Source organism: Streptomyces sp. NPDC058964 (assembly GCF_042741275.1).
In the GTDB taxonomy this organism is placed as follows: domain Bacteria; phylum Actinomycetota; class Actinomycetes; order Streptomycetales; family Streptomycetaceae; genus Streptomyces.
This window is the reverse complement of record NZ_JBHYKH010000069.1, coordinates 1-24,198: the sequence shown is the minus strand read 5'-3', so window position 1 is coordinate 24,198 and position 24,198 is coordinate 1. Positions and strand designations below refer to the sequence as shown.

The 24,198-nt window shown below is 71.0% G+C and carries 27 protein-coding genes and 1 pseudogene; 16 read left to right on the top strand and 12 right to left on the bottom strand.

Annotated features, from left to right (window positions below):
* A pseudogene (locus tag ACFW2E_RS12035) lies at positions 1–567 on the bottom strand (hypothetical protein); the annotation flags it as partial.
* A gap of 118 nt (positions 568–685) precedes the next feature.
* On the opposite strand from ACFW2E_RS12035, the gene ACFW2E_RS12030 reads away from it, so the two are divergent.
* On the top strand, positions 686–1,048 hold the full coding sequence (locus ACFW2E_RS12030; protein WP_384465255.1) for a DsrE family protein: 363 nt from the start codon (positions 686–688) through the stop codon (positions 1,046–1,048).
* A gap of 36 nt (positions 1,049–1,084) precedes the next feature.
* Here the strand turns inward: ACFW2E_RS12030 and ACFW2E_RS12025 are convergent, their stop codons facing one another.
* From ACFW2E_RS12025 to ACFW2E_RS11990, 8 genes are all read right to left on the bottom strand, one after another.
* Positions 1,085–1,342, bottom strand: coding sequence for a DUF3099 domain-containing protein (locus tag ACFW2E_RS12025; protein WP_384465252.1), 258 nt, complete (start codon positions 1,340–1,342; stop codon positions 1,085–1,087).
* A 119-nt stretch (positions 1,343–1,461) separates the two neighbouring features.
* Entirely contained in the window at positions 1,462–1,749 is a 288-nt protein-coding gene (locus ACFW2E_RS12020; protein ID WP_384465249.1) for a DUF1416 domain-containing protein, read from the bottom strand.
* Positions 1,750–1,791: 42 nt separating this feature from the next.
* Positions 1,792–2,637: a sulfurtransferase gene (locus tag ACFW2E_RS12015; protein WP_384465246.1), complete on the bottom strand. Its 846-nt coding sequence runs from the start codon at positions 2,635–2,637 to the stop codon at positions 1,792–1,794.
* Between the two features lie 134 nt (positions 2,638–2,771).
* The gene (locus ACFW2E_RS12010; protein WP_350751515.1) at positions 2,772–2,852 is read right to left on the bottom strand and encodes an Ms5788A family Cys-rich leader peptide; all 81 of its coding nucleotides are present in this window, start codon (positions 2,850–2,852) and stop codon (positions 2,772–2,774) included.
* Between the two features lie 231 nt (positions 2,853–3,083).
* Positions 3,084–3,830 (bottom strand): DUF2993 domain-containing protein, encoded by a 747-nt coding sequence (locus tag ACFW2E_RS12005; protein ID WP_384465243.1) that lies wholly within the window; start codon positions 3,828–3,830, stop codon positions 3,084–3,086.
* 117 nt (positions 3,831–3,947) lie between these two features.
* A complete protein-coding gene (locus ACFW2E_RS12000; protein ID WP_384465240.1) occupies positions 3,948–5,156 on the bottom strand; it encodes a hypothetical protein in 1,209 nt (402 codons plus the stop codon).
* A 3-nt stretch (positions 5,157–5,159) separates the two neighbouring features.
* Positions 5,160–5,414, bottom strand: coding sequence for a MoaD/ThiS family protein (locus tag ACFW2E_RS11995; RefSeq protein WP_351145221.1), 255 nt, complete (start codon positions 5,412–5,414; stop codon positions 5,160–5,162).
* A 53-nt stretch (positions 5,415–5,467) separates the two neighbouring features.
* Positions 5,468–6,304: an alpha/beta hydrolase gene (locus tag ACFW2E_RS11990; protein WP_384465237.1), complete on the bottom strand. Its 837-nt coding sequence runs from the start codon at positions 6,302–6,304 to the stop codon at positions 5,468–5,470.
* A gap of 172 nt (positions 6,305–6,476) precedes the next feature.
* Between ACFW2E_RS11990 and ACFW2E_RS11985 the strand changes: the two genes are divergently transcribed.
* The 7 genes from ACFW2E_RS11985 to ACFW2E_RS11955 all read left to right on the top strand — a co-directional run bounded on the left by ACFW2E_RS11985 (position 6,477) and on the right by ACFW2E_RS11955 (position 12,994).
* On the top strand, positions 6,477–7,256 hold the full coding sequence (locus tag ACFW2E_RS11985; RefSeq protein WP_384465234.1) for a winged-helix domain-containing protein: 780 nt from the start codon (positions 6,477–6,479) through the stop codon (positions 7,254–7,256).
* An 86-nt stretch (positions 7,257–7,342) separates the two neighbouring features.
* Positions 7,343–8,365 carry a LacI family DNA-binding transcriptional regulator gene (locus tag ACFW2E_RS11980; protein ID WP_384465231.1) on the top strand — a complete coding sequence of 341 codons (1,023 nt, stop codon included), beginning with the start codon at positions 7,343–7,345 and terminating at the stop codon, positions 8,363–8,365.
* Positions 8,366–8,527: 162 nt separating this feature from the next.
* Complete coding sequence (locus tag ACFW2E_RS11975; protein ID WP_384465228.1) at positions 8,528–9,694, top strand: S1C family serine protease; 1,167 nt, start codon at positions 8,528–8,530, stop codon at positions 9,692–9,694.
* A gap of 31 nt (positions 9,695–9,725) precedes the next feature.
* Positions 9,726–9,935 carry a hypothetical protein gene (locus tag ACFW2E_RS11970; RefSeq protein WP_384465225.1) on the top strand — a complete coding sequence of 70 codons (210 nt, stop codon included), beginning with the start codon at positions 9,726–9,728 and terminating at the stop codon, positions 9,933–9,935.
* A gap of 81 nt (positions 9,936–10,016) precedes the next feature.
* Complete coding sequence (locus ACFW2E_RS11965; protein WP_384465222.1) at positions 10,017–10,751, top strand: response regulator transcription factor; 735 nt, start codon at positions 10,017–10,019, stop codon at positions 10,749–10,751.
* Positions 10,748–12,202, top strand: coding sequence for a sensor histidine kinase (locus ACFW2E_RS11960; protein ID WP_384465219.1), 1,455 nt, complete (start codon positions 10,748–10,750; stop codon positions 12,200–12,202). The genes ACFW2E_RS11965 and ACFW2E_RS11960 overlap by 4 nt, the downstream gene beginning before the upstream one ends.
* Before the next feature lie 78 nt (positions 12,203–12,280).
* Positions 12,281–12,994 (top strand): PH domain-containing protein, encoded by a 714-nt coding sequence (locus tag ACFW2E_RS11955; protein WP_384465216.1) that lies wholly within the window; start codon positions 12,281–12,283, stop codon positions 12,992–12,994.
* 82 nt (positions 12,995–13,076) lie between these two features.
* On the opposite strand, the gene ACFW2E_RS11950 is transcribed toward ACFW2E_RS11955, so the two are convergent.
* Positions 13,077–14,879, bottom strand: a complete 1,803-nt coding sequence (locus ACFW2E_RS11950) for a bifunctional metallophosphatase/5'-nucleotidase (RefSeq protein WP_384465213.1) — start codon at positions 14,877–14,879, stop codon at positions 13,077–13,079.
* A 158-nt stretch (positions 14,880–15,037) separates the two neighbouring features.
* Here ACFW2E_RS11950 and mshD point away from each other — a divergent pair, with 158 nt between their 5' ends.
* The 4 genes from mshD to ACFW2E_RS11930 all read left to right on the top strand — a co-directional run bounded on the left by mshD (position 15,038) and on the right by ACFW2E_RS11930 (position 20,112).
* Complete coding sequence (mshD, locus tag ACFW2E_RS11945; RefSeq protein ID WP_384465210.1) at positions 15,038–15,964, top strand: mycothiol synthase; 927 nt, start codon at positions 15,038–15,040, stop codon at positions 15,962–15,964.
* 312 nt (positions 15,965–16,276) lie between these two features.
* Entirely contained in the window at positions 16,277–18,631 is a 2,355-nt protein-coding gene (locus ACFW2E_RS11940; protein ID WP_384465207.1) for an RNA degradosome polyphosphate kinase, read from the top strand.
* Positions 18,612–19,661: a CHAD domain-containing protein gene (locus tag ACFW2E_RS11935; protein WP_384465204.1), complete on the top strand. Its 1,050-nt coding sequence runs from the start codon at positions 18,612–18,614 to the stop codon at positions 19,659–19,661. The genes ACFW2E_RS11940 and ACFW2E_RS11935 overlap by 20 nt, the downstream gene beginning before the upstream one ends.
* A gap of 16 nt (positions 19,662–19,677) precedes the next feature.
* Entirely contained in the window at positions 19,678–20,112 is a 435-nt protein-coding gene (locus ACFW2E_RS11930; RefSeq protein ID WP_384465201.1) for an NUDIX hydrolase, read from the top strand.
* Positions 20,113–20,148: 36 nt separating this feature from the next.
* Here the strand turns inward: ACFW2E_RS11930 and ACFW2E_RS11925 are convergent, their stop codons facing one another.
* A complete protein-coding gene (locus tag ACFW2E_RS11925) occupies positions 20,149–20,322 on the bottom strand; it encodes a hypothetical protein (protein ID WP_384465198.1) in 174 nt (57 codons plus the stop codon).
* A gap of 141 nt (positions 20,323–20,463) precedes the next feature.
* Here ACFW2E_RS11925 and ACFW2E_RS11920 point away from each other — a divergent pair, with 141 nt between their 5' ends.
* Both ACFW2E_RS11920 and ACFW2E_RS11915 read left to right on the top strand, forming a co-directional pair.
* Positions 20,464–21,321 carry a hypothetical protein gene (locus tag ACFW2E_RS11920; protein ID WP_384465195.1) on the top strand — a complete coding sequence of 286 codons (858 nt, stop codon included), beginning with the start codon at positions 20,464–20,466 and terminating at the stop codon, positions 21,319–21,321.
* Positions 21,322–21,415: 94 nt separating this feature from the next.
* Complete coding sequence (locus ACFW2E_RS11915; protein ID WP_384465192.1) at positions 21,416–21,592, top strand: hypothetical protein; 177 nt, start codon at positions 21,416–21,418, stop codon at positions 21,590–21,592.
* Positions 21,593–21,664: 72 nt separating this feature from the next.
* Here ACFW2E_RS11915 and ACFW2E_RS11910 read toward each other — a convergent pair whose 3' ends face one another.
* Positions 21,665–22,003, bottom strand: a complete 339-nt coding sequence (locus ACFW2E_RS11910) for a metal-sensitive transcriptional regulator (RefSeq protein WP_384465189.1) — start codon at positions 22,001–22,003, stop codon at positions 21,665–21,667.
* 188 nt (positions 22,004–22,191) lie between these two features.
* On the opposite strand from ACFW2E_RS11910, the gene ACFW2E_RS11905 reads away from it, so the two are divergent.
* Both ACFW2E_RS11905 and ACFW2E_RS11900 read left to right on the top strand, forming a co-directional pair.
* Positions 22,192–22,812 carry a DUF47 domain-containing protein gene (locus ACFW2E_RS11905; protein ID WP_009326469.1) on the top strand — a complete coding sequence of 207 codons (621 nt, stop codon included), beginning with the start codon at positions 22,192–22,194 and terminating at the stop codon, positions 22,810–22,812.
* A 7-nt stretch (positions 22,813–22,819) separates the two neighbouring features.
* Positions 22,820–23,818: an anion permease gene (locus ACFW2E_RS11900; protein ID WP_384465185.1), complete on the top strand. Its 999-nt coding sequence runs from the start codon at positions 22,820–22,822 to the stop codon at positions 23,816–23,818.
* Positions 23,819–24,198: the final 380 nt, after the last annotated feature.

Sequence of the window (24,198 nt, the reverse complement as noted above, 5' to 3'; positions counted from 1 at the left end):
GTAGGGGGCGGGTGGGGGCGGCGGGAGGACGGGCGAGCGGGAGGGGAGGGCGGCGGGGCGGGGCGGCGCGGCGGCGCGGCGGGCGCGGGGGGCCGCGCGGGCGCCCCCGAGCCTCTGCTCCTGGCGGTACTGGATCAGGTGGATCTCCACGTTGTACGTGCTGCCCTCACGCCAGTTGGTGACGGCGGCGCGACGGAACTCGTCGCCGATGAGGTTGCCGAAGGCAGCCGCGGGCTTCTCGTACGTCTCCGCGTAGTCGGCGAGGCTCATCCAGCCGTCGTGGCCCATGGTGTACAGGCCCTTGCGGGCGCTCACGGGGCGCTTGAGCAGCAGCTTGCGCAGATCGCCGTCGGTCTCGATCTTGTGGTCCTGGGCCGCCGACAGAGGCCCGGGGCCCTTGCCCTTCGCCTGCGCGAGCGTCGGCTGCGACAGCGAGGGCAACGCGGTCGGATCGCGGTCCGCCTGGACGAGATAGCCCGCGCACGTGCCGGCCACCAGGCCGAGAACGGCCGCCCCGGCGATCAGCAACGCGGTGCGGCCGCGCCGCCGAGCGGGCCGTTCGGACACTTCTGGCACTTCCAAGACGTCCCCCCACAGAACGGGAATCGCGGCTTCCGTAACCGCACTTCACAGCAGACCCGTGGCCAACATCGTGAGTTGTAGAGGAGTTGATTACGATTCGGGCATGGCGAAGAAGCTCGTGATCAAGGTGACGGCGGGGGCCGACGCTCCCGAGCGCTGCTCCCAGGCCTTCACGGTCGCCGCGGTGGCCGTGGCCAGTGGCGTCGAGGTGTCCCTGTGGCTGACCGGCGAGTCCTCGTGGTTCGCGCTGCCGGGGCGGGCCGCCGAGTTCGAGCTGCCGCACGCGGCCCCGCTGCCCGACCTGCTCGACGCGATCCTGGCGGGCGGCGGCATCACCCTGTGCACCCAGTGCGCGGCGCGCCGGGACATCACGGAGAAGGACGTCATCGAGGGCGTGCGGATCGCCGGCGCGCAGGTGTTCGTCCAGGAGGCACTCGGGGACGAGACGCAGGCGCTCGTCTACTGAGACGGGTGCGAGGCGGGCAGGCGCCCGGGACAGGGCCTAGTGACGCTTCTTCCCGTCCAGTTCGTCCCACCACTCGTCGGACTGCGGGTCGCCCGACGGATCGTCCCACCAGCGGTCCTCGGGCCCCCGGCGATTGGCGACGATCGCGGCGAACGGCGGGATGACCATGGCCACCACGCACATCCCCACCGCCGCCGGAACCGACCAGATCCGCACGACGGCCCACGCCAGGACGAAGAGCCCGACGCAGGTCCCCATCATGGCGAAGTAGAGGTGTCGCCGCCGCGCGTACATACCTCCAGCGTAGGACGGCGGCGCCCCTCGGGCACGAGCGACGGGGACGTTCACGCCGAAGGGCCGCACCCCAGGCGTCCAACCCGGTGGGTGCGGCCCTCGGCCGTGCGGGGAATCGGTCAGACCGCGATCGCGACCTCCGCGAGGCCGCCCTGCTGGGCGACGACCGTGCGGTCGGCGGTGGCGCCGGGCACGAGGGCGCGGAGGGTCCAGGTGCCCTCGGCCGCGTAGAAGCGGAACTGTCCGGTGGCGGAGGTCGGGACCTCCGCGGTGAACTCGCCGGTCGAGTCGAGGAGGCGGACGTAGCCCACCACCGGCTCGCCGTCGCGGGTCACCTGGCCCTGGATCGTGGTCTCACCGGGCTTGATCGTCGAGGGGTCCGGGCCGCCGGCCTTCGCTCCACACATGTCTTACTCCTGAAGAGGTCTTGAGAGGTCGGTCGGGGTCGACTACTTGTTGGCGCCGAGCTCGATCGGCACGCCCACCAGGGAGCCGTACTCGGTCCAGGAACCGTCGTAGTTCTTGACGTTCTCCACGCCGAGCAGCTCGTGCAGCACGAACCAGGTCAGCGCGGAGCGCTCACCGATGCGGCAGTAGGCGATGGTGTCCTTGGTCAGGTCGACGTTCTCCTGGGCGTAGAGCTCCTTGAGCTCGTCGTCCGACTTGAACGTGCCGTCGTCGTTGGCGTTCTTCGACCACGGGATGTTACGGGCGGTCGGCACGTGGCCCGGGCGCTGCGACTGCTCCTGCGGCAGGTGCGCCGGGGCGAGCAGCTTGCCGGAGAACTCGTCGGGCGAGCGGACGTCGACCAGGTTCTGCGAGCCGATGGCCGCCACGACGTCGTCGCGGAAGGCCCGGATCGAGGTGTTCTGCGCCTTCGCCGTGTAGTCCGTCGTGGCGCGCTCGGGCACCTCGGAGCCGTCGACCAGCTCGCGGGCGTCCAGCTCCCACTTCTTGCGGCCGCCGTCGAGGAGCTTCACGTTCTCGTGGCCGTACAGCTTGAAGTACCAGTAGGCGTAGGACGCGAACCAGTTGTTGTTGCCGCCGTAGAGGATCACCAGGGTGTCGTTGGCGATGCCCTTCTTCGACAGGAGCTTCTCGAAGCCCTCCTGGTCGATGAAGTCACGGCGGACCGGGTCCTGGAGGTCCTTGGTCCAGTCGATCCGGATGGCGTTCCGGATGTGGTTCTTCTCGTAGGCGGACGTGTCCTCGTCCACCTCGACGACGGCGATGTTCGGGTCGTCCAGGTGCTCCTGGACCCAGTCGGCGTCGACGAGGACGTCGCTGCGGCTCATGCTCTTTCTCCTCCGGGGCAGTTGCGGCGGGGCGTGCGAATGAGAGGGGTGCGCGCGCACTCCTGCGGGGAGCGGCGCACGGGTGCCCTGAGCTGGGCGGCTGGGAATGCGGAGGGCCGGTGGCCGCTACCGCTTCAGAAGGGGCGACAGAGCATGGCGGCAACGCGGCACAGGTCTACTGCCCGCCGCTTCGTGAGATCCGCCTGTCGCTTCATGGGCTCGATCGTAGGGACGGACAGGCGCGCGTGTCACCGGTGTGTCGTATCCTGAGACGCGATCGTCCGCTTTGTGAGAACAGATGAGCGCCCGGGCCGTCGTCCCACGGCTCCCGGGCGCTCGTTCCGCTCGTCACATCTGCCGTACGGACACCGGCGTCTCGCCTGTCGGACGGCCGACCCGGAAGGGGCCGGAAAGCGGCTCGTACGGCCTTCCGTCCCCGTGGACGCCTACCCGGCCAGCCGGACGTGCGAACCACGCACCGAGATCTCCACGCCGTCCGCGGCCGCCTGCACCTTGTCCAGCTTGATGCCGCCGGGCAGCTGGTCGATGGCCTGCTGGAAGTCGGTGATCTGGCGGACGCGGTTCTCGGCGAGCGCGAGGCCCTTGATCGCGGGCAGGGAGTCGGCGTGGACCTGCACCTTGTCGTTCTCGACGGTCACCGAGCTGAGCACCGACAGCGTCCGGTCCACGGGGATGGCACCGGCGACCGTGCCCTTGACCCGCACCGCGACCTTGATCTTGCCGTTGCCGCCGTCGGAGAGGCCGACGACGTCGGCCCGCACGCCCGGAACGAGCTCGGTCGGTTCGGATTTCGCGGTCTTCAGCAGCTCGTCGTAGGAGATGGTCGCGGTGCCGGTGGCCGTGGACGCGGTGGCGGAACTGTAGTCGCCGGAGAACTCGACGCCCTTCATGTGGGCCTTGAGGTCGTCGATACGGATCTTCTCGGTGCCCTTCCCGGTGGCCGCCTCGTAGTCCTTGATGCCCACCTCGACGTCGTCCAGGGAGCCGCCGGCGACCTGGGTGAGGAACGGGAATCCCTTGATGGACACGTCCGGGGTGGCCGCCAGGTTCTCCGTCGTCTTCAGCTTGTCGGCGGCCTCGCCCTCGGCGAAGTAGACGGCGACCCGGTCCGCGACCACGAACAGGCCGCCCAGGATCACGACGACGATCAGGAGTATTCGCAGGGCTCGCATGGTGGTGTCCCCCCGGGTCGGCAGCTGTCACGGGTGACCAACGCTAACGCTGCGAGCCATGACCGCAGGGAAATTGTCGATCACCTGTGACGTGCGGCACCGGTGACGTGGTGACCGTCAGCCCAGCGCGCGCCCCAGCACCCACACCACGGGCGCCGCCGCGGACAGCGGCAGGGCCACGCCCGCGGTGAAGTGCACGAAGCGGGACGGGTAGTCGTAGCCGGCGACCCGGTGGCCGATCAGGGCGCAGACCGCCGCGGCCGCGCCCAGCAGGGCGCCCTTCGCGCCCAGGCCCGTCATGCCGCCCACCGCGATGCCCGCGCCCGCCGCCGCGAGGAGCGAGACGACGACGGAGGCCGGGGTGGGCAGGGGAAGGGCACGGGCCAGGACGGCGACCGCCACCGCGGCCGCGCCGACCGAGACCGCGTCCGGGTCGGCCCCCAGGTAACCGGTGGCGATGATCGCCAGCGCCGAGGAGGCGACCGTCGCCATCAGTCCGTACATGCGCTCGTCCGGGGAGGCGTGCGAGCGGAGCTGGAGGACCAGCGCGAGCAGCACCCACACCCCGAGCGAACCGAGGATCGCGGCGACCGCGTGGTCACGGCCCGCCGCCAGCACCGCCCCGTCCGCCGTCAGCGCCCCCGCGAACGCCAGGGCGATGCCCTGTCGTGCCGGCCACATGCCGTTCAGGCGGAACCACCCCGCGGCCGTGAGCGCCTGGAGCAGCACCAGCGGCACGACCAGTGCGTACGAGCCGATCGCCGCCGTGCCGGCCAGGAGCAGCCCGAGCAGCGCCGTCAGCGCGGCCGGCTGCATGCCCGGCTCGATGATCGGGGAGCGGCCCTCGAGGCGGGCGCGCTGGGCGTCCGTGACACGGGAGTTGCCGGCGAGGGTGGCGGGTCCGTAGGCGGGTTCCTCCCCGGCCGGTGCCGCCTGCGGCTGCGCCATCGGGGGTTGTGCCGCCACGTCGTGGCCGGCCGCGGGCTCCTGGTGGGCCGGATCGGCGGCGGGCGGCTGCCCGTAGGTCTGCGGCGGGAGGTACGAGGTCTCCGCCGGGGACACCGGCGCGTGGGCCTGTGTCTCCCAGGTCTGGCCCTGCCACTGCTGGGTGTACTGCTGCTGGTCGTAACCGGCCTGGTCGTAACCGGCCTGGTCGTACCCCGGCTGGTGGTGGCCGGCCTGGTCGTACCCGGTCTGGTCGGGCCACGCCTGCGGGGCCGCCTGCGGCACCTGTTGCCGGTACGGGTCGTGTCCCCCGTATCCCTGGTACCCGTCGTATCCCTGGTGCCCCTCGTAGGGCCCGCCCTCGTACGGCTGATTGGTCATCGCTCACCCTCCTGCGAACGGCGGGAGCACCTCGACCGTGCCGCCCTCGGCCAGCCGTACCGTCTCATGTCCGCGAGTGCCCACGGGATCACCGTCGATGAGGAACGAGCATCGCCGCAGCACGCGCGCCAGTTCACCGGGGTGTCGCTCGCGCACCGCGTCCAGCGCCTCGGCGAGGGTCGCCGCGTCGTACGGCTCCTCGGCGACCCCGGCCGCGGCCTTCGCGGCGGCCCAATAGCGCACCGTGACCTTTGCCATCTCGTCCCTCGAGTCCATCGGCGGATCAGCATCCGCGCGTCAACACCGTCAGGCTAGCCCGCCCGCGCGGCCGCCCATTCCCCGATCCGGGTCAGCAGGTCGTCGGGCGCCGCGTGCTCGGCGTGGCCCATCCCCGGCTCCACCCAGAGTTCGCCGTGTTCACCGGCCGCGGCGGCCAGCATCCGGGGGTGGTCCAGGGGGAAGTAGCCGTCCCGGTCGCCGTGCACGATCAGGAGCGGGGCGGGGGCGATGTCCGGGACCGCCTGCACCGGGGACACCGGAACCGGGTCCCAATCGCGGTGGTGGATACGGGTCCGCAGGCCGTAGCGGCCCACCAGACGGCCCACGGGCCGCGTCACCAGCCAGTGCAGCCGTCGCATGGGGGCCGTACCCCGGTAGTACCAGCGGGCAGGGGCGCTGACCGAGACCACCGCGTCGACGTCCCGGTGCAGCGCCGCGTGCCGCAGCACCACCGAGCCGCCCATGGAGAAGCCGACCGTGACCACCCGCGTGTGCCCGAGCTCCCGCGCCCACCGCACCGCGGCCGCCAGGTCCAGCACCTCGCGGTCGCCCACCGTGGACCGCCCGCCGGAGCTCCCGTGCCCCCGGAAGGAGAAGGTGACGACGGCGCCGTGACGCGCGAGGAGGGCCGCGACGCGTCGCACGTGCGGGCGGTCCACGTCGCCGGTGAAACCGTGCGCGACGACGAACGCGAGGTCACGCGAGGGTGGCGCGGAGGCGTCGTATACGACCGCACCCGGGTTGTATACGGAATCGATGGAAATCCCGTCGGCCGTGTACAGAAACGTCCGCATAGGGGCGCGTCCACCCGTCTCGGGATTCGGACGAATGGTGGAACGTGCCGTATGACCTGCCGGACCGTTGCTCATGTGGGCTATTCTGCTGGCAGAGGACTCGGGCAGCGCAGCCCCCGGGTCCTTTTGTGCTTTCGGAAGCGTTGTATACGACGCGGGAAACCGCAGGTGTACGGGCCACCGGGATCGCAGAGCAGTGTCGAAGTGCCACAAACGTCCTCGCGGGGACCGAGGAGGAACCAGACGTATGAGTTCTCTGCTGCTCCTGACAAACGCCCTCCAGCCGTCGACGGAGGTGCTTCCGGCCCTCGGTCTGCTCCTGCACAACGTGCGGGTCGCTCCGGCGGAAGGCCCGGCGCTCGTCGACACCCCGGGCGCCGACGTCATCCTGATCGACGGGCGCCGCGACCTGCCCCAGGTCCGCAGCCTCTGCCAGCTGCTGCGCTCCACGGGCCCCGGATGCCCCCTCGTCCTGGTCGTGACCGAGGGCGGTCTCGCGGCCGTCACCGCCGACTGGGGCATCGACGACGTGCTGCTCGACACCGCCGGCCCGGCCGAGGTGGAGGCACGGCTGCGGCTGGCCATGGGCCGGCAGCAGATCGTCAACGACGACTCCCCGATGGAGATCCGCAACGGCGACCTGTCGGTCGACGAGGCGACGTACTCCGCCAAGCTCAAGGGCCGCGTTCTCGACCTGACCTTCAAGGAGTTCGAGCTCCTGAAGTACCTGGCGCAGCACCCGGGCCGCGTCTTCACCCGGGCCCAGCTGCTGCAGGAGGTCTGGGGGTACGACTACTTCGGCGGCACCCGGACCGTGGACGTCCACGTGCGACGGCTGCGCGCCAAGCTGGGTCCGGAGCACGAGTCCCTGATCGGAACCGTCCGGAACGTCGGTTATCGATTCGTTACTCCTGAAAAGGGCGACCGCTCCTCGGACGAGGCGAAGGCCAAGGCGGCCCAGGCAAAGCGGGAAGATGCGGACGCATCGGCCGTCCTGGACGGCGTAGAAATGTCGGCCGACGCCTGACGGGCGCGCGGGCAGGGCATTGCTTCCGCACAGAGAAGCTCGGATACGCCCTGCCCAGAGCGGGTCCATCCGCGTAGACTCCGCGCGTGGCCAAGGTGACTCGGGATGATGTGGCGCGGCTGGCGGGAACTTCCACCGCCGTGGTCAGCTATGTCATCAACAACGGACCCCGGCCGGTCGCCCCGGCCACGCGCGAGCGTGTCCTCGCCGCGATCAAGGAACTGGGGTACCGGCCGGACCGGGTCGCCCAGGCCATGGCCTCGCGGCGCACCGATCTCATAGGCCTGATCATCCCGGACGCCCGCCAGCCCTTCTTCGGGGAGATGGCGCACGCGGTCGAGCAGGCCGCGTCCGAGCGCGGCAAGATGGTTCTGGTCGGCAACACCGACTACGTCGGCGAACGCGAGGTCCACTATCTGCGCGCCTTCCTCGGCATGCGCGTCTCGGGCCTGATCCTGGTCAGCCACGCGCTCAACGACCTCGCCGCCGCCGAGATCGAGGCCTGGGACGCCCGGGTGGTGCTGCTGCACGAGCGCCCCGAGGCCATCGACGACGTCGCCGTCGTCACGGACGACCTGGGCGGCGCCCACCTCGCCGTACGCCACCTGCTGGAGCACGGCTACGAGTACGTCGCCTGTATGGGCGGCACCGCAGAGACGCCCTCCGTCGGCGACCCGGTCTCCGACCACGTCGAGGGCTGGCGGCGCGCGATGGAAGAGGCCGGGATCCCGACCGAGGGCCGCCTGTTCGAGGCGCCGTACAACCGCTACGACGCGTACCAGGTCGCCCTGGACGTCCTGTCCGGCCCCGACCGCCCTCCCGCGGTCTTCTGCTCCACCGACGACCAGGCGATCGGCCTGCTGCGTGCGGCGCGCGAGCTGCGCATCGACGTGCCCGGGGAGCTGGCGGTGGCCGGCTTCGACGACATCAAGGAAGCGGCGCTGGCCGATCCGCCTCTGACAACGATCGCATCGGACCGGTCCGCGATGGCCCGCGCGGCCGTGGACCTCGTGCTCGACGACGGCCTGCGGGTGGCGGGGTCCCGCCGGGAGCGGCTGAAGACCTTCCCGTCCCGGCTGGTGCTCCGGAAGTCCTGCGGCTGCGAATGACGCTTCCCGGGTCTCCGTGAGAATCGTCTGAGAACCGTTGAAGGCTGGCCGAGAGCCTTCCCGGGCCGCCGAGAAGGCTCTTTATATCGGGCAAACAAGGTTCTGCCGGGCTTCTCAGGGAGCACTCAGGAAGCTCTCATGGTCGCGGGACAAGCTCTCTGTATGACCGAGAGCTTCCGCCGCCGCGGCGAGTACGAGATCCCCCCGGGCGACGCCTACCAGGGCGCGTACCCCCAGCAGCAGCATGCCTCCGCCCCCGTGAACCCCGAGTGGCCGCCCCCGCCGGCGTACCGGCCCGCGCAGCCGGTCGCCGCCGAGCCCACCACCGTGTGGCCGGGCGAGGCCACGGCGACGGCCGCTCCCCACGGCGGTCACGGCGGTCACGGCGGAGGCACGGCTCTCCTGCCCACCGTCCCGGCGGACGGCGGCCCGGCGCACGCGCCGAAGAAGCGCACCCGCGGCCCCATGACGCTGCTCGCCGCGGTGGCGATCGTCGCGGCCGCCGTGGGCGGCGGCACGGCGTACGCCTTCCAGGAGCTGACCGGCAAGGACACCGTCACCTCCAGCAGCACCAGCACGAACGTGGTGCCCTCCAGCAAGAAGGGCGACGTCGCCGCCATCGCCTCGGCGGTCAGCCCGAGCGTGGTCGAGATCAACGCGACGCTCGGCAACGGCTCCTCGACCGGCTCCGGCGTGATCATCACCAGCGACGGCGAGATCGTCACCAACAACCACGTCGTCTCCGGCGCCTCGTCGATCAAGGTGCGGACCAGCGACGGCACGTCGTACGCAGCCGAGGTCGTCGGCACGGACAGCTCCAAGGACCTCGCCCTCATCAAGCTGCCGCACGCCTCCGGTCTGAAGCCCGCCACCCTCGGCAACTCCGACGGGGTCCAGGTCGGCGACACGGTCGTGGCGATCGGTTCCCCCGAGGGGCTGACCGGCACCGTCACCAGCGGCATCGTCTCCGCGCTCGCCCGTGACGTGACCGTCTCGACGGACGAGAACCAGGGCCAGGGCCAGGGCCGGGGCGGCGACGGCCGGTGGCCGTTCCAGTTCGGCGGCCGGCAGTTCAACGGCGACACCGGTTCCTCGACCACGACCTACAAGGCGCTCCAGACCGACGCGTCCCTCAACCCCGGCAACTCGGGCGGCGCGCTGATCGACGCCGCCGGCAACATCATCGGCATCAACTCCGCGATGTACTCGGCCGGTTCGGACTCCTCCTCGTCCTCCTCGGACGCGGGCAGCGTCGGCCTCGGCTTCGCGATCCCCATCAACACCGTCAAGTCCGACCTGGCCAAGCTGCGGGCGGGCTCCACCAGCTGACACGCCCCCGCGCGCGAGTAGGGAGTACGTCATGATCAAGCAGGTTTCGCACCCCGTGGCCGACAACGGACCGGCCGGCTTCACCCTGTCCCTCGAAGTGGCGTACGAGCTCCATGCCCCGGCGGCGCCGGCCCGGGCCCCGGAGATCGCGGCGCCCCAGCTGATGGGCCTGCGGATGCCCGCGGCCCGCCCGCACCTGTACAAGGTTCCGCTGAAGCGGCTGACCGCGGTACGCGGCTGACGGCGCTCACCCGGCAGACCGGAATCATGCGACGCTGAGAGAGCCCCCACGACCCACCGCACCCCCGAGGAACCGCGAGCGATGAGCCCCGCCGATGGCGACCGTGATCCCCAGCGCATCCTGATCGTCGACGACGAGCCGGCCGTGCGCGAAGCACTGCAGCGCAGCCTCGCCTTCGAGGGGTACGACACCGAGGTCGCGGTCGACGGCGCGGACGCCCTGGAGAAGGCCACCGCGTACCGGCCCGACCTGGTCGTCCTGGACATCCAGATGCCCCGCATGGACGGTCTGACGGCGGCCCGTCGCATCCGCGGCGCCGGTGAGACGACGCCGATCCTGATGCTGACGGCCCGCGACACGGTCGGCGACCGGGTCACCGGTCTCGACGCGGGCGCCGACGACTACCTGGTCAAGCCGTTCGAGCTGGACGAGCTGTTCGCCCGTATCCGCGCGTTGCTGCGGCGCAGCTCGTACGCGGCGGCCGTGGCGGGCGGGGCCGAGGAGAACGAGGCGCTCACCTTCGCCGACCTGCGCATGGACCTCGCCACCCGGGAGGTCACGCGCGGCGGGCGTCAGGTGGAGCTGACCCGCACGGAATTCACGCTGCTGGAGATGTTCATGGCACACCCCCGCCAGGTCCTCACCCGTGAGCAGATCCTGAAGGCGGTGTGGGGCTTCGACTTCGAGCCGTCCTCGAACTCGCTTGACGTGTACGTCATGTACCTGCGCCGCAAGACCGAGGCGGGCGGCGAGCCGCGACTCGTGCACACGGTCCGGGGTGTGGGGTACGTGCTGCGACAGGGTGGGGCGGAGTGAAGAGTCTCAGCCACCGCTTCCGGAAGCTGCCCCTCCGCGCCCGCCTGTCGATGCTGGTCGCGGCGGCGGTGGCGTTCGCGGTGGCGGCGGTTTCGGTCACCTGTTGGTTCATCGTGCAGGGCAAGTTGTACACCGAGCTCAACGACGACCTGAAGAGCGGCATCCCCCGGGCACTGCCGGAGACGCAAGTGGCGACAGCGCTGGAGAGCTGTCCTCAGTCGCCGTCGGACTTCCCGTTCGGGGCCCGGTTCAAGGGTTACTTCCAGCTAGTCAAGTCCGACGGCCAGGCGTGCCTCTTCGGCGGTTCGCCGACCCTGGTGAAGGTGACCGACAGCGACAAGAACGTGGCGAAGGATCCGAACCCCCACAGCGGCCAGTTGCGCAACGGTGTCGACAAGGACGGCAACCCGGTGCGCGTACTGACAACAGCTCTCGTCGTCGACTACGACTTCGGCCGCAAGGGCGTGGCCCCCAACGCCGCCCTGATGATCGCTGTCCCCCTCAAAGGCACCCAGTCCACCCTCAACGAACTCGCCCTGTTCCTCCTTTTCGTCTCCGGCGTAGGAGTCATCGGTGCCGGAGCCGCCGGCCTCGCCGTCGCCCGTGCGGGCCTGCGCCCCGTCGACAAGCTCACCGAGGCGGTCGAACACGTCGCCAGGACCGAAGACCTGACGATCCGCATCCCGGTCGAGGAGGACAGCGACGACGAGATCGCCCGGCTCTCCCGGTCGTTCAACTCGATGACCACGGCCCTGGCCAGCTCGCGCGAGCTCCAGCAGCAGCTCATCGCGGACGCCGGGCACGAGCTGCGAACCCCCCTGACCTCCCTCCGTACGAACATAGAACTCCTCACCCGCAGCGAGGAGACGGGCCGCCCCATCCCCCCGGCGGACCGCAAGGCGCTGCTCGCCTCGGTGAAGGCGCAGATGACGGAGCTGGCCGCCCTCATCGGCGATCTGCAGGAGCTGTCCCGCTCGGAGGGCCAGCGCGGCGAACGCGTTCAGGTGGTCGCCTTCCACGAGACCGTGGATGCCGCCCTGCGCCGCGCCCGCCTGCGCGGCCCCGAGCTGACGATCACGGCGGACGTGCAGCCCTGGTTCGTCCGGGCGGAGCCGTCCGCGCTGGAGCGTGCCGTGGTCAACGTCCTCGACAACGCGGTGAAGTTCAGTCCCGAGGGCGGCACGATCGACGTGGTCCTGGAGAAGGGTGTGCTGTCGGTCCGCGATCACGGCCCCGGCATCCCCGACGAGGAACTCCCCCACGTCTTCGACCGCTTCTGGCGGTCCCCGAGCGCACGGGCCCTGCCGGGCTCGGGCCTGGGCCTGTCCATCGTCGCCCGCACGGTCCAGCAGGCCGGCGGCGAGGTGTCCCTGGCCGGCGCGCAGGGCGGCGGCACGGTGGCGACCGTACGACTGCCGGGGGCACCGACGCCGCCGCCCGACATGCCGTGACCGGCCGCCGTCGAGCACCTTCCTGACCTGGGGTGCCCCGCCCTACGATCACCTCGGACACACGCGTGAGGGGGCTCGGTGGGCGGGGTCGGGATCGGACGGGAGTACCGCAGGCGCAGGAAGACACCGTCCGGGCAGAGGCTGGTCGGGACTCTCTCCCTGCTGTTCATCAGCGTCTACCGCCTGGTGCACGACCACGCCGTTCCCTGGCGGGTCGCGCCGCTCCTCGCCGGTCCGTGCGTTCTGCTGCTCGCCAGGCTGACGCTGTACATGCGGCGCGGCCGCACCCTGGTCGGTCCGCACGGGGTCACGGCCAGGCGGGCCCTGACCGAACGCACCCGCGCCTGGCCCGATGTCTACGACATCCGCGTCGAGCACATACCGAAGGCCCCGGCGCACGCCAGGAAGTGGATCACCTACCTGTACGGCACCGACGGCGGGCGGTTCGTCCTGCCGCACCTCGACGACTGGCAGCTGGACGACCCCCGGGCCGAGGTCGCCGCTCTGCGGGAGGACGCCGCCCGGTACCGCGGCATGGCCTGGGAGCGGCGCCCGGAGGTGGAGGAGCGGATCCGGCGGCGGACCGGGCACCGCAAGGCCTGGGAGCAGGCGACCACCGGGGCGGCCATCGTGTTCGGGTGCATGTTCCTGCTGTGCCTCGTTCTGGTGTTCACCACGTACCACCCGTCGGTACCACTGCTGCTCCTGTGGATCCCGCTGGCCTCCTTCGCCCTGCTCGCCGCGCTGCTGCACTGGCGCTGGGCGTCCCGGGTGTCCGCCGCAGCGGAATGACCCTGGGATCGGTTCTCAGGGTCATTCCGGAACCGGAACGCTGTTCGTCACAGCCTTCGTGAAGGACAGGGTCCCGGTACGGCTACTGCACGACGGTGATCCGGTTCGCGGCCGGAGGCGCGATCGGCGACGCGGCGGAGGAGTTGGCCGTCAGGTACTTCTCCAGGGCGGTCAGGTCGTCCGTGCCGACGAGGTCGTCGGTGCCCTGTCCGAGGGTGGTGAAGCCGTCGCCGCCGCCCGCGAGGAAGCTGTTGGTCGCGACGCGGTAGGTGGCGGCCGGATCGATGGCCGCGCCGTTCAGCCGGATCGAGTCGGTGACCACCCGGTCCGCGCCGGTCTTCGTCAGGTCCAGCGTGTACGTCAGGCCCGAGGAGGGCTGGAGGATCTTCGGCGCGGCCGCGTTCGCACCGCTCACCTGCTCCTTGAGCGCCTGGACCAGCTGGGCTCCGGTGAAGTTCTGCAGGTTCACCGTGTTGGAGAAGGGCTGGACGGTGAAGCCCTCGGCGTAGGTGACGACCCCGTCGCCCTCGCCGCCCTTGGCCGCGTAGGTCAGGCCCGCCCGGACGCCGCCCGGGTTCATCAGCGCGAGGTCGGTCTCCGGGTCCAGCTCCTTGCCGTACGCCAGCTGAGCGTCCGCGATCAGGTCGCCCATCGGGGACTCGGTGCCGGTGTTGTTGACGTCGGCCGAGATGTAGCCGATGGCGCGGTTGCCGATCGGGGCGGCCAGGGTGTTCCACCTGCCGATCAGCGCCGTCATGTCGGGCGCCTTGGCGACGTCCCGGGTGACCACGTGGTTCGCCGACTTCACGGACGTACGGGCGATGTCGCCCGTCCAACGGTCGTACGTCAGCGTGGTGTCCGTGTAGAGGCGGCCGAAGGACGCGGCCGAGGTGACCATGCGCGGCCTGCCCGACGGGTCCTTGATCGTGCACACGTACGCCGTGTGGGTGTGGCCGGTGACGAGCGCGTCCACGGCGGGCGTGACGTTCTTCGCGATGTCGACGATCGGGCCGGAGATGCCGTCACCGGCGCCGGGCGAGTCGCAGTTGTAGTTGTACGAGGAGGAGGCCGGGAAGCCGCCCTCGTGGATCAGCGCCACGATCGACTGGACGCCCTGGCGCTGGAGCACCTTGGCGTACTTGTTGATCGTCTCCACCTCGTCCTTGAACTCGAGCCCCTTCACCCCGTCCGCGGAGACGATGTCCGGGGTGCCCTCCAGGGTGACGCCGATGAAGCCGATCCTGACGTCCTTCTTCTTCCAGACCCAGTACGGCTTGAGGATCGGCTTGCCGGTCTTCTCGTCCAGGACGTTGGCGGCCAGGTAGGGGAAGTCCGCGCCCTCGAACTCCTTGTCGTTGTAGCAGCCGTCCGTCGGGTGACAGCCGCCGTTCTGCAGCCGGGCCAGTTCCTTGGCACCCTCGTCGAACTCGTGGTTGCCCACCGAGGTGACGTCAAGGTCGAGCTTGTTGAGCGCCTCGATGGTGGGCTCGTCGTGGAACAGGCCGGAGATGAGCGGCGAGGCGCCGACCAGGTCGCCCCCGGCCGCGGTGACGGAGTACGGGTGGCCCTGGCGGGCCTGGCGCAGGTGGGTGGCGAGGTACTCGACACCACCGGCGTCGACGTTCTTCGTCGTGCCGTCCGCCTGGAGTTCGGTGACCCGGCCGGAGGAGCCGGACGGCGGTTCGAGGTTGCCGTGCAGGTCGTTGAAGGAGAGGAGCTGGACGTCCTGGTAACGGCTCGGCAGATGACCGCCGCCCCTGTTGTCGTGCGCGTCCGCCGGGAGCGCGGAGGCGAGGGCCGCGGCGGTGGCGAGACTCGCCGCGGCCGCGAGAAGGGCGTACGTACGGCGTCCGGCGGGGCGGGACGGATGGGACGTGGCCGGCATGGGACCCCCCTGTGGGTCGGCTGTGGTGAGTGGCCCGATCGGGCGCAGCCTAGGGTCAACGCGCGTAGCGCGACAGGGGGTTCGCGGTTACATCCTGGTTGCCCTTTGCCGATTCCTTTGCCGCCACTTTGCGGGGACCTCGCCGTACCCTCATACGCATGACCAGCGACGACACCGTACGGCCCTTTTCCTCCCGATCCATCGAGACCTTCTCCGAGCTCTCCCCGGACCAGGCCGAGGCCGTGCTCGGGCTGCTCACGGAGGCCGCCCGGTCCGACGGCCAGCAGCCGGTGTCCGAGCAGGGACGCCTGCAACTGCACGGCGGGGCGCGCGCGGGCGTCTCTCATCTGCTGCTGACCGTCGGCGGCCAACTCGTCGGCTACGCCCAGCTGGAGGACACGGACCCGGTGGAGGCACCGGCCGCCGAACTGGTCGTGCACCCCTCGCACCGCGGACACGGACACGGGCGGGCGCTCGGCTCGGCCCTGCTGGCCGCGTCCGGCAAGCGGCTGCGGGTGTGGGCGCACGGCGGCCACTCAGCCGCCCGGCACCTGGCCCAGGTCCTGGGACTGACGCTGTTCCGCGAACTCCGCCAGATGAGGCGGCCGTTGACCGATCTGGAGCTGCCCGAGCCCAAGCTGCCCGACGGCGTGACCGTACGCACCTTCGTGCCGGGGCAGGACGACGCGGCCTGGCTCGCCGTCAACGCCGCCGCCTTCGCGCACCACCCCGAGCAGGGCTCCCTCACCCAGCGCGACCTCGACGACCGAAAGTCCCAGCCGTGGTTCGACCCGGCCGGCTTCTTCCTCGCCGAGCGTGAAGGGGAGCTGATCGGCTTCCACTGGACCAAGGTGCACCCCGAGGAGAGGCTCGGCGAGGTGTACGTGCTCGGGGTGTCCCCGGGCGCCCAGGGCGGCGGGCTCGGCAAGTCCCTCACCACGATCGGGCTGCGGCACCTGGCCGCACAGGGACTGCCCACGGCGATGCTCTACGTCGACGCCGACAACAAGTCCGCCGTGTCGGTGTACGAGCGGCTCGGCTTCATGACGCACGAGACCGATCTGATGTACCGCACCGAGACCTGACGTACGGGCCCGGGCATCACGGCCGGCGCGGACACGACACGTACCACCCGGTAACCAATGCCCGCCCGGCCCCGGCCGCTCCGGCCGGCCCGGCAACGCCTTCGCCGCACTGCTGCTGCGTCGCGCGCAGGGGTGCGGCGGGGCGGGAACGCCGGCGGCTGCCGCCCCTGCCACGGGGAGAGGCGTACGCTGCGCCGCCTTCGGCGGCGCACGGGGATCCGGTCGGCGTGGACGCCCGGGAGCCGCCCCCGCATATCCCGCACGTCATGTCTCCGTAACCATCGATTCAGAAGAGCTTGCGACGCTCAGCCAATGAAGCCCGCCGTGCCAGAGCCTTCGCCGCCCCCCGAGGGGTTCGCGGGAGACGGGGCAGTGACGCTCCCACCCGCACTTTCCGACGCGCCCATAACGCTGGTGGCGCGGAAGAATGGGGTCATGAGCCAGCCAAACACCCAGGCACAGGTCCAGCACGCGCAGCCCTCCGTGGGCTCCATAGCCGCACACCGCCCGCACACCGTGGCGGCGGCGGTCTCCGACCTGGAACCCGACATCGATGCCGACCTCGACGCGTACGAGGAGTCGCAGGCTGACGGGGTCCAGCTGCCGCAGGGTCGTTTCCTCGACCGGGAGCGCAGCTGGCTCGCGTTCAACGAGCGTGTCCTCGAGCTGGCCGAGGACCCGAACACGCCCCTCCTCGAACGGGCGAATTTCCTGGCGATCTTCGCCAGCAACCTGGACGAGTTCTTCATGGTCCGGGTCGCCGGTCTGAAGCGCCGTATCGCGACGGGTGTCGCCACCCGCTCGGCCTCCGGTCTCCAGCCCCGTGAAGTGCTGGAGATGATCTGGGCCCGGTCGCGCGAGCTCATGGCCCGGCACGCCGCCTGCTACCACGAGGACGTCGCGCCCGCCCTCGCGGAGGAGGGCATCCACCTGGTCCGCTGGAACGAGCTCACCGAGAAGGAGCAGGCACGGCTCTTCACGCTCTTCCGGCACCAGATCTTCCCGGTCCTCACCCCCCTCGCGGTCGACCCGGCGCACCCCTTCCCCTACATCTCCGGCCTGTCCCTGAACCTGGCCGTCGTCGTGCGGAACCCGGTCAGCGGCCACAAGCACTTCGCCCGGGTGAAGGTGCCTCCGCTGCTGTCCCGCTTCCTGGAGGCCGCCCCGGGCCGGTACGTCCCCCTGGAGGACGTCATCGCCGCCCACCTCGAGGAGCTCTTCCCGGGCATGGAGGTCCTCGAGCACCACGCCTTCCGGCTCACCCGGAACGAGGACCTGGAGGTCGAGGAGGACGACGCCGAGAACCTGCTCCAGGCCCTGGAGAAGGAGCTCATGCGGCGCCGCTTCGGGCCCCCGGTGCGTCTGGAGGTCGAGGAGTCCATCGACCGCGAGGTCCTGGACCTGCTGGTGCGCGAGCTGAAGATCGGCGAGGCCGAGGTCTACCCGCTGCCGGGTCCCCTGGACCTCACGGGCCTCTTCCGCATCCACGGCCTCGACCGCCCCGAGCTGAAGTACCCGAAGTTCGTCGCGGGCACCCACCGCGACCTCGCGGAGGTCGAGTCCGCGTCGGCGCCCGACATCTTCGCGGCCCTGCGCAACCGGGACGTGCTCCTGCACCACCCGTACGACTCGTTCTCCACGTCCGTGCAGGCCTTCCTGGAGCAGGCCGCCGCCGATCCGGACGTCCTCGCGATCAAGCAGACCCTGTACCGGACCTCCGGCGACTCCCCGATAGTCGACGCGCTCATCGACGCCGCCGAGTCCGGCAAGCAGGTCCTCGTCCTGGTCGAGATCAAGGCCCGCTTCGACGAGCACGCCAACATCAAGTGGGCGCGCAAGCTGGAGGAGGCCGGCTGCCACGTCGTGTACGGCCTCGTCGGCCTGAAGACCCACTGCAAGCTGTCCCTGGTGGTCCGTCAGGAGGGCGACACCCTGCGGCGGTACAGCCACGTCGGCACGGGCAACTACCACCCGAAGACGGCCCGGCTGTACGAGGACCTGGGGCTGCTGACGGCGGACCCGCAGGTCGGCGCCGACCTGTCCGACCTGTTCAACCGGCTGTCGGGCTACTCGCGCCGGGAGACGTACCGCCGTCTGCTGGTCGCGCCCAAGTCCCTGCGCGACGGCCTGATCTCACGGATCGACAAGGAAGTCCAGCACCACCGTGCGGGCCGCCCCGCCTTCGTCCGCATCAAGGTCAACTCGATCGTCGACGAGGCGCTCATCGACGCGCTCTACCGCGCCTCCCAGGCGGGCGTGCCGGTCGACGTGTGGGTGCGCGGCATATGCGCGCTGCGGCCGGGCGTCCCCGGCCTGTCCGAGAACATGCGCGTCCGGTCCGTGCTCGGCCGCTTCCTGGAGCACTCGCGGGTCTTCGCCTTCGGCAACGGCGGCGAGGCCGAGGTGTGGATCGGCAGCGCGGACATGATGCACCGCAACCTCGACCGGCGGATCGAGGCCCTGGTCCGGGTCACCGACCCGGCCCACCGAGCCGCGCTGAACCGGTTCCTCGAGACCGGCATGTCCGACTCCACCTCCTCCTGGCACCTGGGCCCGGACGGCGAGTGGACACGGCACGCGACCGACGCGGACGGACAGCCCCTGCGCAACGTCCAGGAGATGCTCATAGACGCCCGGAGGCGCCGGCGTGGCACAGCAGCACCTTGACCCGACGGACCCCACGGCCGGGGTGGTGACGGGTGACGCCCTCGCGGGCTACCTGCGCGCCCAGGCCACAGAGTTCCTCCGCGCGCTGCGGCTGCACCGGGAGACCGGGGTGGCCGCGAGCGCGGAAGAGTCCGTCGACGCCGCGCGCGCCCTGCGCCGCTCGGCCCGCCGCATCAGCGGCAGCCTGCACACCTTCCGCCCGCTCCTCGAAGCCGGCTGGTCGGAGGAGATGCGCCCCGAACTGGCCTGGCTCTCGGGGACGTGGGGGCTGGAACACTCCTACGAGGCCCGGCTGGAACGGCTGCTGGCGGCGCTGCACCGGCTGTCGGGTTCCACGGCGTTCCCCGCGCAGGCCGTCGACCCGGCGGGCCCGCCCGGCGCCCGGGGCATGGCGGCCCCGGAACGCGGCAACCTCACCGTCGGCGCGGCGAAGGCCGGCGCCCTGCTCGAACGCCAGCTCACCCTCGCCCGGACCCGCGCCCACTCCACCGCTCTGCAGGCGCTCGGCTCCTCCCGTTTCCACGCGGTCGCCGACAAGGTCGCCGTGCTCGCCAGCGAGGTCCCGCTCACCCCGGCCGCCTCGAGCACCGACCTGCGCCCGCAGGCCGGCGCCGCCGAGGAGCGGCTCACGGACGCGATCGCCGCCCTGCCCCTGGTCACCGCCGGCCACCCGTACAACGCGGAGGCCCTGATCCACGGCCTGTCCCCGGATCCGTCCCCCCACCCCCAGGACGGTCCCTGGCACCAGGTCCGGCTGCTGCTGCGCCTGCACCGTTACGCGCGCGAGGTCCTGTACGGGCCGGGCGCCCCCGTCGACGTGCGGCTGCTCGCGGCCGGGCGGTCGCTGAACCGGCACCGTGACGCCTCGGAGGCGGCCGCGGCGGCGGCGCAGGCGGCCCGCACGCCCCGCATCGCCCCGGCGACGGCGTACGCCCTCGGCGTGCTCCACGCCGACCAGCGGCACGAGGTGGAGGCGGCGAGGTTCGCGTTCCAGCAGTCCTGGCAGAAACAGGCGGTCAGCGCACCCTGACCCTCGCGAGGAGGCGGTGAGAGCACTGGTGACGCACGCGAAGGAATCCATCGTCCAGGCCGCGGGCTGTGTCCTGTGGCGCCGCTCCCCGGTCGACGGGGAGCTGGAGGTCTGTCTCATCCACCGGCCGAAATACGACGACTGGTCCCACCCCAAGGGCAAGCTCAAGCGGGGCGAGGACCCGAGGGCCGGTGCACTGCGCGAGGTGGCCGAGGAGACCGGCTGCGACGCCGACCTCGGAGCCGAGCTGCCGACCCTGCGCTATCTGGCCAACGGCCGTCCCAAACAGGTCCGCTACTGGGCGGCCGAGGCCGTCGCGGGCCGCTTCACCCCGAACGACGAGGTGGACCGCCTCCTGTGGCTCCCGCCCGCCGCGGCCCGCGGCCGGCTGACCCAGCCCCGGGACCGGGACCTCGTCGACGAGCTCGTACGGCGGCTCGAACTCGCCTAGAGGCCCTGTCGCCCGCAAGCGGCCCGCGGACCGGTCTCAGCCGGTCGCCGTGTGCCCCTCCGCGTCGGTGCGGGCCTGGCTTCTGGCGCGGCGGGCCGGGCCGCGCCAGCCGCATGTGCAGCGGGCCACGCAGAAGCGGCCCTGTTCGTACGTCGTCGTCTGGTGTTCCTGCCCCTGCCGGACCCGCTCCGGACCGTCCTGCTGCGTCACGGTGACAACGTTACCGAGGTCGGAGTAAAGGGTCGCCATGCCCACGGTAGGCCTTCGTCCGCGCGTGACGGCACGCCCCTGCTCGTCGTTACCGGAACGACAGGGGCCGTGACGGACATACCGGCTGGGGGTAGGCAGGCGATGGATCGGCGGCAGCGCAGGCACTCGGGCGGGACGGTCGTCGCGGTGGGGCTCATGGTCGGACTCGGTGTCGGCTGCGCCACGGGGTGCGCCGGGAGCGGGGCCGCCGCCGAGGACGCGCGCGACGCGGGCGACCCGGTCGCCGTGCTGCACCGCGCAGCCGACCTGCTGCGGGAAGCGGGCACCTCGAAGGCGAGCACATCGATGGAGATGGCCACCGGCGGCACCCGGGTCACCATCCGCGGCAAGGGCGTCTACGACTACCGCAGACAGCTCGGCCGGCTCACCGTGCAGCTGCCGCAGGACCCGGCGGGCACGGCCGAGCACCGCCCGATCACGGAGCTGCTCGCGCCGGGTGCCCTGTTCATGAAGAACCGGGGTGCCGGTGTGCCCGCCGACAAGTGGGTCCGGGTCGAGACGGCCACGCTCTCCGACGGGAACCTCGTGACGGGCGGGGCGACGGACCCGTACGCGGCCGCGGAGCTGCTGCGCGGAACGCGGACGGCGTCCTTCGTGGGGCGGACCGAGGTCGGCGGAGCGGCCGTGCGGCACTTCCGCGGCACCGCCGATCTCGGTGCGGCGGCCCGGACCGCCTCGGCGGGCAACCGCGAGGCACTCGAGGCGGCGGCGAAAGGGTTCGCCACGGCCCGGGTGCCGTTCGACGTCTACCTCGACGACCAGGGCCGCATCCGCAAGCTCAGGCAGCACTTCAGCTTCGTCAACGGGCAGCAGAAGACCGCCGTGGCGGTCGCCTCGACCACGTTGCTGTACGACTTCGGCGCCTCCGCGGACGTACGGCTGCCGCGCTCGAAGGACATCTACGCCGGCCGGATCGCAGAGAACCAGCCAGAGAACTAGCCGGTAACCATCTCGCGAATTAGCCCGTCCGTGCCATGCGCGGTGTGTAGACCGCTGCCTACTCTAGGAATTCGGTAACGGCAGAGAAGAGGTGATGCACGTGGCTCCGGTCGGCGGTACGGCAGTTCAGGACCACGTGGCCCTCGCCGAGATCGAGCTGTGCGGAGACCTGATCATCGCGGCCTCGGCCGCCCACGAGGACCGGCTCAGCCTTGAGAGCATCGACGAGGTGCTGAAAGTGGCCCAGGAACGTGACACCTCCGGCCAGTAGGCCGGGTGTCCGACGGGCGGGCGGGGGAACCGCCCGCCCGGTGACTCCTCCCGCACTCGGCCCCGTGCACGGTCAGGTGCGCAGCAGCCGCCCGATCGCCTTCGTCGCCTCGTCCACCTTCGCGTCGATCTCACTGCCACCCTTGACCGCCGCGTCCGCGACGCAGTGCCGCAGGTGCTCCTCCAGGAGCTGCAGCGCGAAGGACTGCAAGGCCTTCGTGGAGGCGGACACCTGCGTGAGTATGTCGATGCAGTAGACGTCCTCGTCGACCATCCGCTGGAGCCCGCGGATCTGCCCCTCGATCCGGCGCAGCCGTTTGAGGTGCTCGTCCTTCTGCTTGTGGTAACCGTGCGTGACACTCTCGTGCGCGCCCTCGGAGGGCGCCGTGGCTCCGGCCTCGGTGGTCGTCATCGCGTCCTCCAGACGTATACCCCTAGTGGGTATATCGTAACGAATTTTGCTGGGTATAGGGCCCTTGGAGCGCCCCCGTGATGATCGATCTGTCCGATGGGCGACACTGGAGGACGGCCCGATAGCCGTGGCCGGATATTGCGCCTAGCATCAGCCCGACCGAAACCGAAGCACCCCGAGGACCCCACGTGCGCTTTCGTCTGACCCCCAGGGAGACGAGCTTCTACGACATGTTCGCCGCATCCGCGGACAACATCGTCACCGGCTCGAAACTCCTGATGGAACTGCTCGGGGCGGACGCTTCCGCCCGGGCCGAGATCGCAGAGCGTATGCGGGCAGCGGAACACGCGGGTGACGACGCCACGCACGCGATCTTCCACCAGCTGAACTCCTCGTTCATCACGCCGTTCGACCGCGAGGACATCTACTCCCTCGCGTCCTCCCTCGACGACATCATGGACTTCATGGAGGAGGCCGTCGACCTGGTCGTCCTCTACAACGTCGAGGAACTGCCGAAGGGCGTCGAGCAGCAGATCGAGGTGCTGGCACGGGCGGCCGAGCTGACCGCCGAGGCCATGCCGAACCTGCGCACCATGGACAACCTCACCGAGTACTGGATCGAGGTCAACCGGCTGGAGAACCAGGCCGACCAGATCCACAGAAAGCTTCTCGCCCACCTCTTCAACGGCAAGTACGACGCGATCGAGGTCCTGAAGCTCAAGCAGATCGTGGATGTGCTCGAGGAAGCGGCGGACGCCTTCGAGCACGTGGCGAACACGGTGGAGACCATCGCCGTCAAGGAGTCCTGAGGCGTCGATGGACACCTTCGCCCTGGTCGTGACCATCGCGGTCGCGCTCTTCTTCACGTACACGAACGGCTTCCACGACTCGGCCAACGCCATCGCCACCTCGGTGTCGACCCGGGCGCTGACGCCCCGGGCGGCGCTGGCGATGGCCGCCGTCATGAACCTCGCCGGCGCCTTCCTGGGCTCCGGTGTCGCCAAGACGGTCAGCGAGGGACTGATCGAGACGCCCGAGGGCAGCAAGGGGATGGGCATCCTCATCGCCGCGCTGCTCGGTGCGATCACCTGGAACCTGATCACCTGGTACTTCGGCCTGCCGTCCTCCTCCTCGCACGCCCTGTTCGGCGGCCTGGTGGGCGCGGCACTGGCGGGCGGCACGACGGTGCTGTGGAACGGGGTGGTCGACAAGGTCGTCATCCCGATGTTCCTGTCGCCGATCGTGGGTCTCATCGTCGGCTACCTGGTCATGACGGCGATCATGTGGATCTTCCGGCGGTCCAATCCGCACAAGGCCAAGCGGGGCTTCCGGATCGCGCAGACGGTGTCCGCGGCCGGCATGGCGCTCGGACACGGTCTGCAGGACGCACAGAAGACCATGGGTGTCGTGGTGATGGCACTGGTCATTTCCGGCCACGAGACCTACGGCGATCCGATCCCGGTGTGGGTGAAGATCGTCTGCGCGGTGATGCTGTCCCTCGGCACGTACGCGGGCGGCTGGCGCATCATGCGCACGCTGGGCCGGAAGATCATCGAGCTGGACCCGCCACAGGGGTTCGCGGCGGAGACCACTGGAGCGTCGATCATGTTCACGACGGCGTTCCTCTTCAAGGCCCCGATCTCCACGACGCATGTGATCACCTCCGCGATCATGGGTGTGGGCGCGACGAAGCGGGTGAACGCCGTGCGGTGGGGCGTCGCCAAGAACATCGTCATGGGGTGGTTCATCACGATGCCGGCGGCAGCGCTGGTCGCCGCGCTGGCCTTCGGGGTAGTGAACCTGGTGTTCCTGTAGGCACCGGCCGTGCGCCGCGCCCCCAGCCCACCCTGCCGCCCGGCTCGGTGGGCTGATCGGCATCCCCGGGGCTGCGCCCGCCCGCTCCTGCCCGGCCACCCGCCCGGCTCGGTCCGCTGACCGGTACCCCTGGGTGCTCCGCCCCCAGCCCCCGTTTCCGGCGGGCAGGCGAAAACCCGGCGAAACCCCCGACACCGGTCCGGTCGTGGCCCGGTCCGGCCCGCGGCCGGGTACGGACAAGCACAGGGCCCGGGGTCCAGGGGCGGAGGCCCAGGGGGCGGACGCGAAGGGGGCCCCCCCCCCCGGCCCGGGGGGGGGGCGCTGTGGGGCGCGCCGGGGGCGCGCCCCGCCGCCCCCCCCCGGGGGGGGGGGGAGGCGGG

Excerpts from the sequence above, each read along its gene's own strand:
- mshD (WP_384465210.1), top strand. The coding sequence starts at position 15,038 with ATGACCAGCGACGACACCGTACGGCCCTTTTCCTCCCGATCCATCGAG.
- ACFW2E_RS11950 (WP_384465213.1), bottom strand. The coding sequence starts at position 14,879 with ATGCCGGCCACGTCCCATCCGTCCCGCCCCGCCGGACGCCGTACGTAC.
- ACFW2E_RS11965 (WP_384465222.1), top strand. The coding sequence starts at position 10,017 with ATGAGCCCCGCCGATGGCGACCGTGATCCCCAGCGCATCCTGATCGTC.
- ACFW2E_RS11910 (WP_384465189.1), bottom strand. The coding sequence starts at position 22,003 with ATGACGACCACCGAGGCCGGAGCCACGGCGCCCTCCGAGGGCGCGCAC.
- ACFW2E_RS11940 (WP_384465207.1), top strand. The coding sequence starts at position 16,277 with ATGAAGCCCGCCGTGCCAGAGCCTTCGCCGCCCCCCGAGGGGTTCGCG.
- ACFW2E_RS11915 (WP_384465192.1), top strand. The coding sequence starts at position 21,416 with ATGCACGTGGCTCCGGTCGGCGGTACGGCAGTTCAGGACCACGTGGCC.
- ACFW2E_RS11900 (WP_384465185.1), top strand. The coding sequence starts at position 22,820 with ATGGACACCTTCGCCCTGGTCGTGACCATCGCGGTCGCGCTCTTCTTC.
- ACFW2E_RS11920 (WP_384465195.1), top strand. The coding sequence starts at position 20,464 with ATGGATCGGCGGCAGCGCAGGCACTCGGGCGGGACGGTCGTCGCGGTG.
- ACFW2E_RS12005 (WP_384465243.1), bottom strand. The coding sequence starts at position 3,830 with ATGCGAGCCCTGCGAATACTCCTGATCGTCGTCGTGATCCTGGGCGGC.
- ACFW2E_RS11990 (WP_384465237.1), bottom strand. The coding sequence starts at position 6,304 with ATGAGCAACGGTCCGGCAGGTCATACGGCACGTTCCACCATTCGTCCG.
- ACFW2E_RS12020 (WP_384465249.1), bottom strand. The coding sequence starts at position 1,749 with ATGTGTGGAGCGAAGGCCGGCGGCCCGGACCCCTCGACGATCAAGCCC.
- ACFW2E_RS11995 (WP_351145221.1), bottom strand. The coding sequence starts at position 5,414 with ATGGCAAAGGTCACGGTGCGCTATTGGGCCGCCGCGAAGGCCGCGGCC.
- ACFW2E_RS12000 (WP_384465240.1), bottom strand. The coding sequence starts at position 5,156 with ATGACCAATCAGCCGTACGAGGGCGGGCCCTACGAGGGGCACCAGGGA.
- ACFW2E_RS11970 (WP_384465225.1), top strand. The coding sequence starts at position 9,726 with ATGATCAAGCAGGTTTCGCACCCCGTGGCCGACAACGGACCGGCCGGC.
- ACFW2E_RS12030 (WP_384465255.1), top strand. The coding sequence starts at position 686 with ATGGCGAAGAAGCTCGTGATCAAGGTGACGGCGGGGGCCGACGCTCCC.
- ACFW2E_RS11985 (WP_384465234.1), top strand. The coding sequence starts at position 6,477 with ATGAGTTCTCTGCTGCTCCTGACAAACGCCCTCCAGCCGTCGACGGAG.
- ACFW2E_RS12010 (WP_350751515.1), bottom strand. The coding sequence starts at position 2,852 with ATGAAGCGACAGGCGGATCTCACGAAGCGGCGGGCAGTAGACCTGTGC.
- ACFW2E_RS12015 (WP_384465246.1), bottom strand. The coding sequence starts at position 2,637 with ATGAGCCGCAGCGACGTCCTCGTCGACGCCGACTGGGTCCAGGAGCAC.
- ACFW2E_RS11975 (WP_384465228.1), top strand. The coding sequence starts at position 8,528 with ATGACCGAGAGCTTCCGCCGCCGCGGCGAGTACGAGATCCCCCCGGGC.
- ACFW2E_RS12025 (WP_384465252.1), bottom strand. The coding sequence starts at position 1,342 with ATGTACGCGCGGCGGCGACACCTCTACTTCGCCATGATGGGGACCTGC.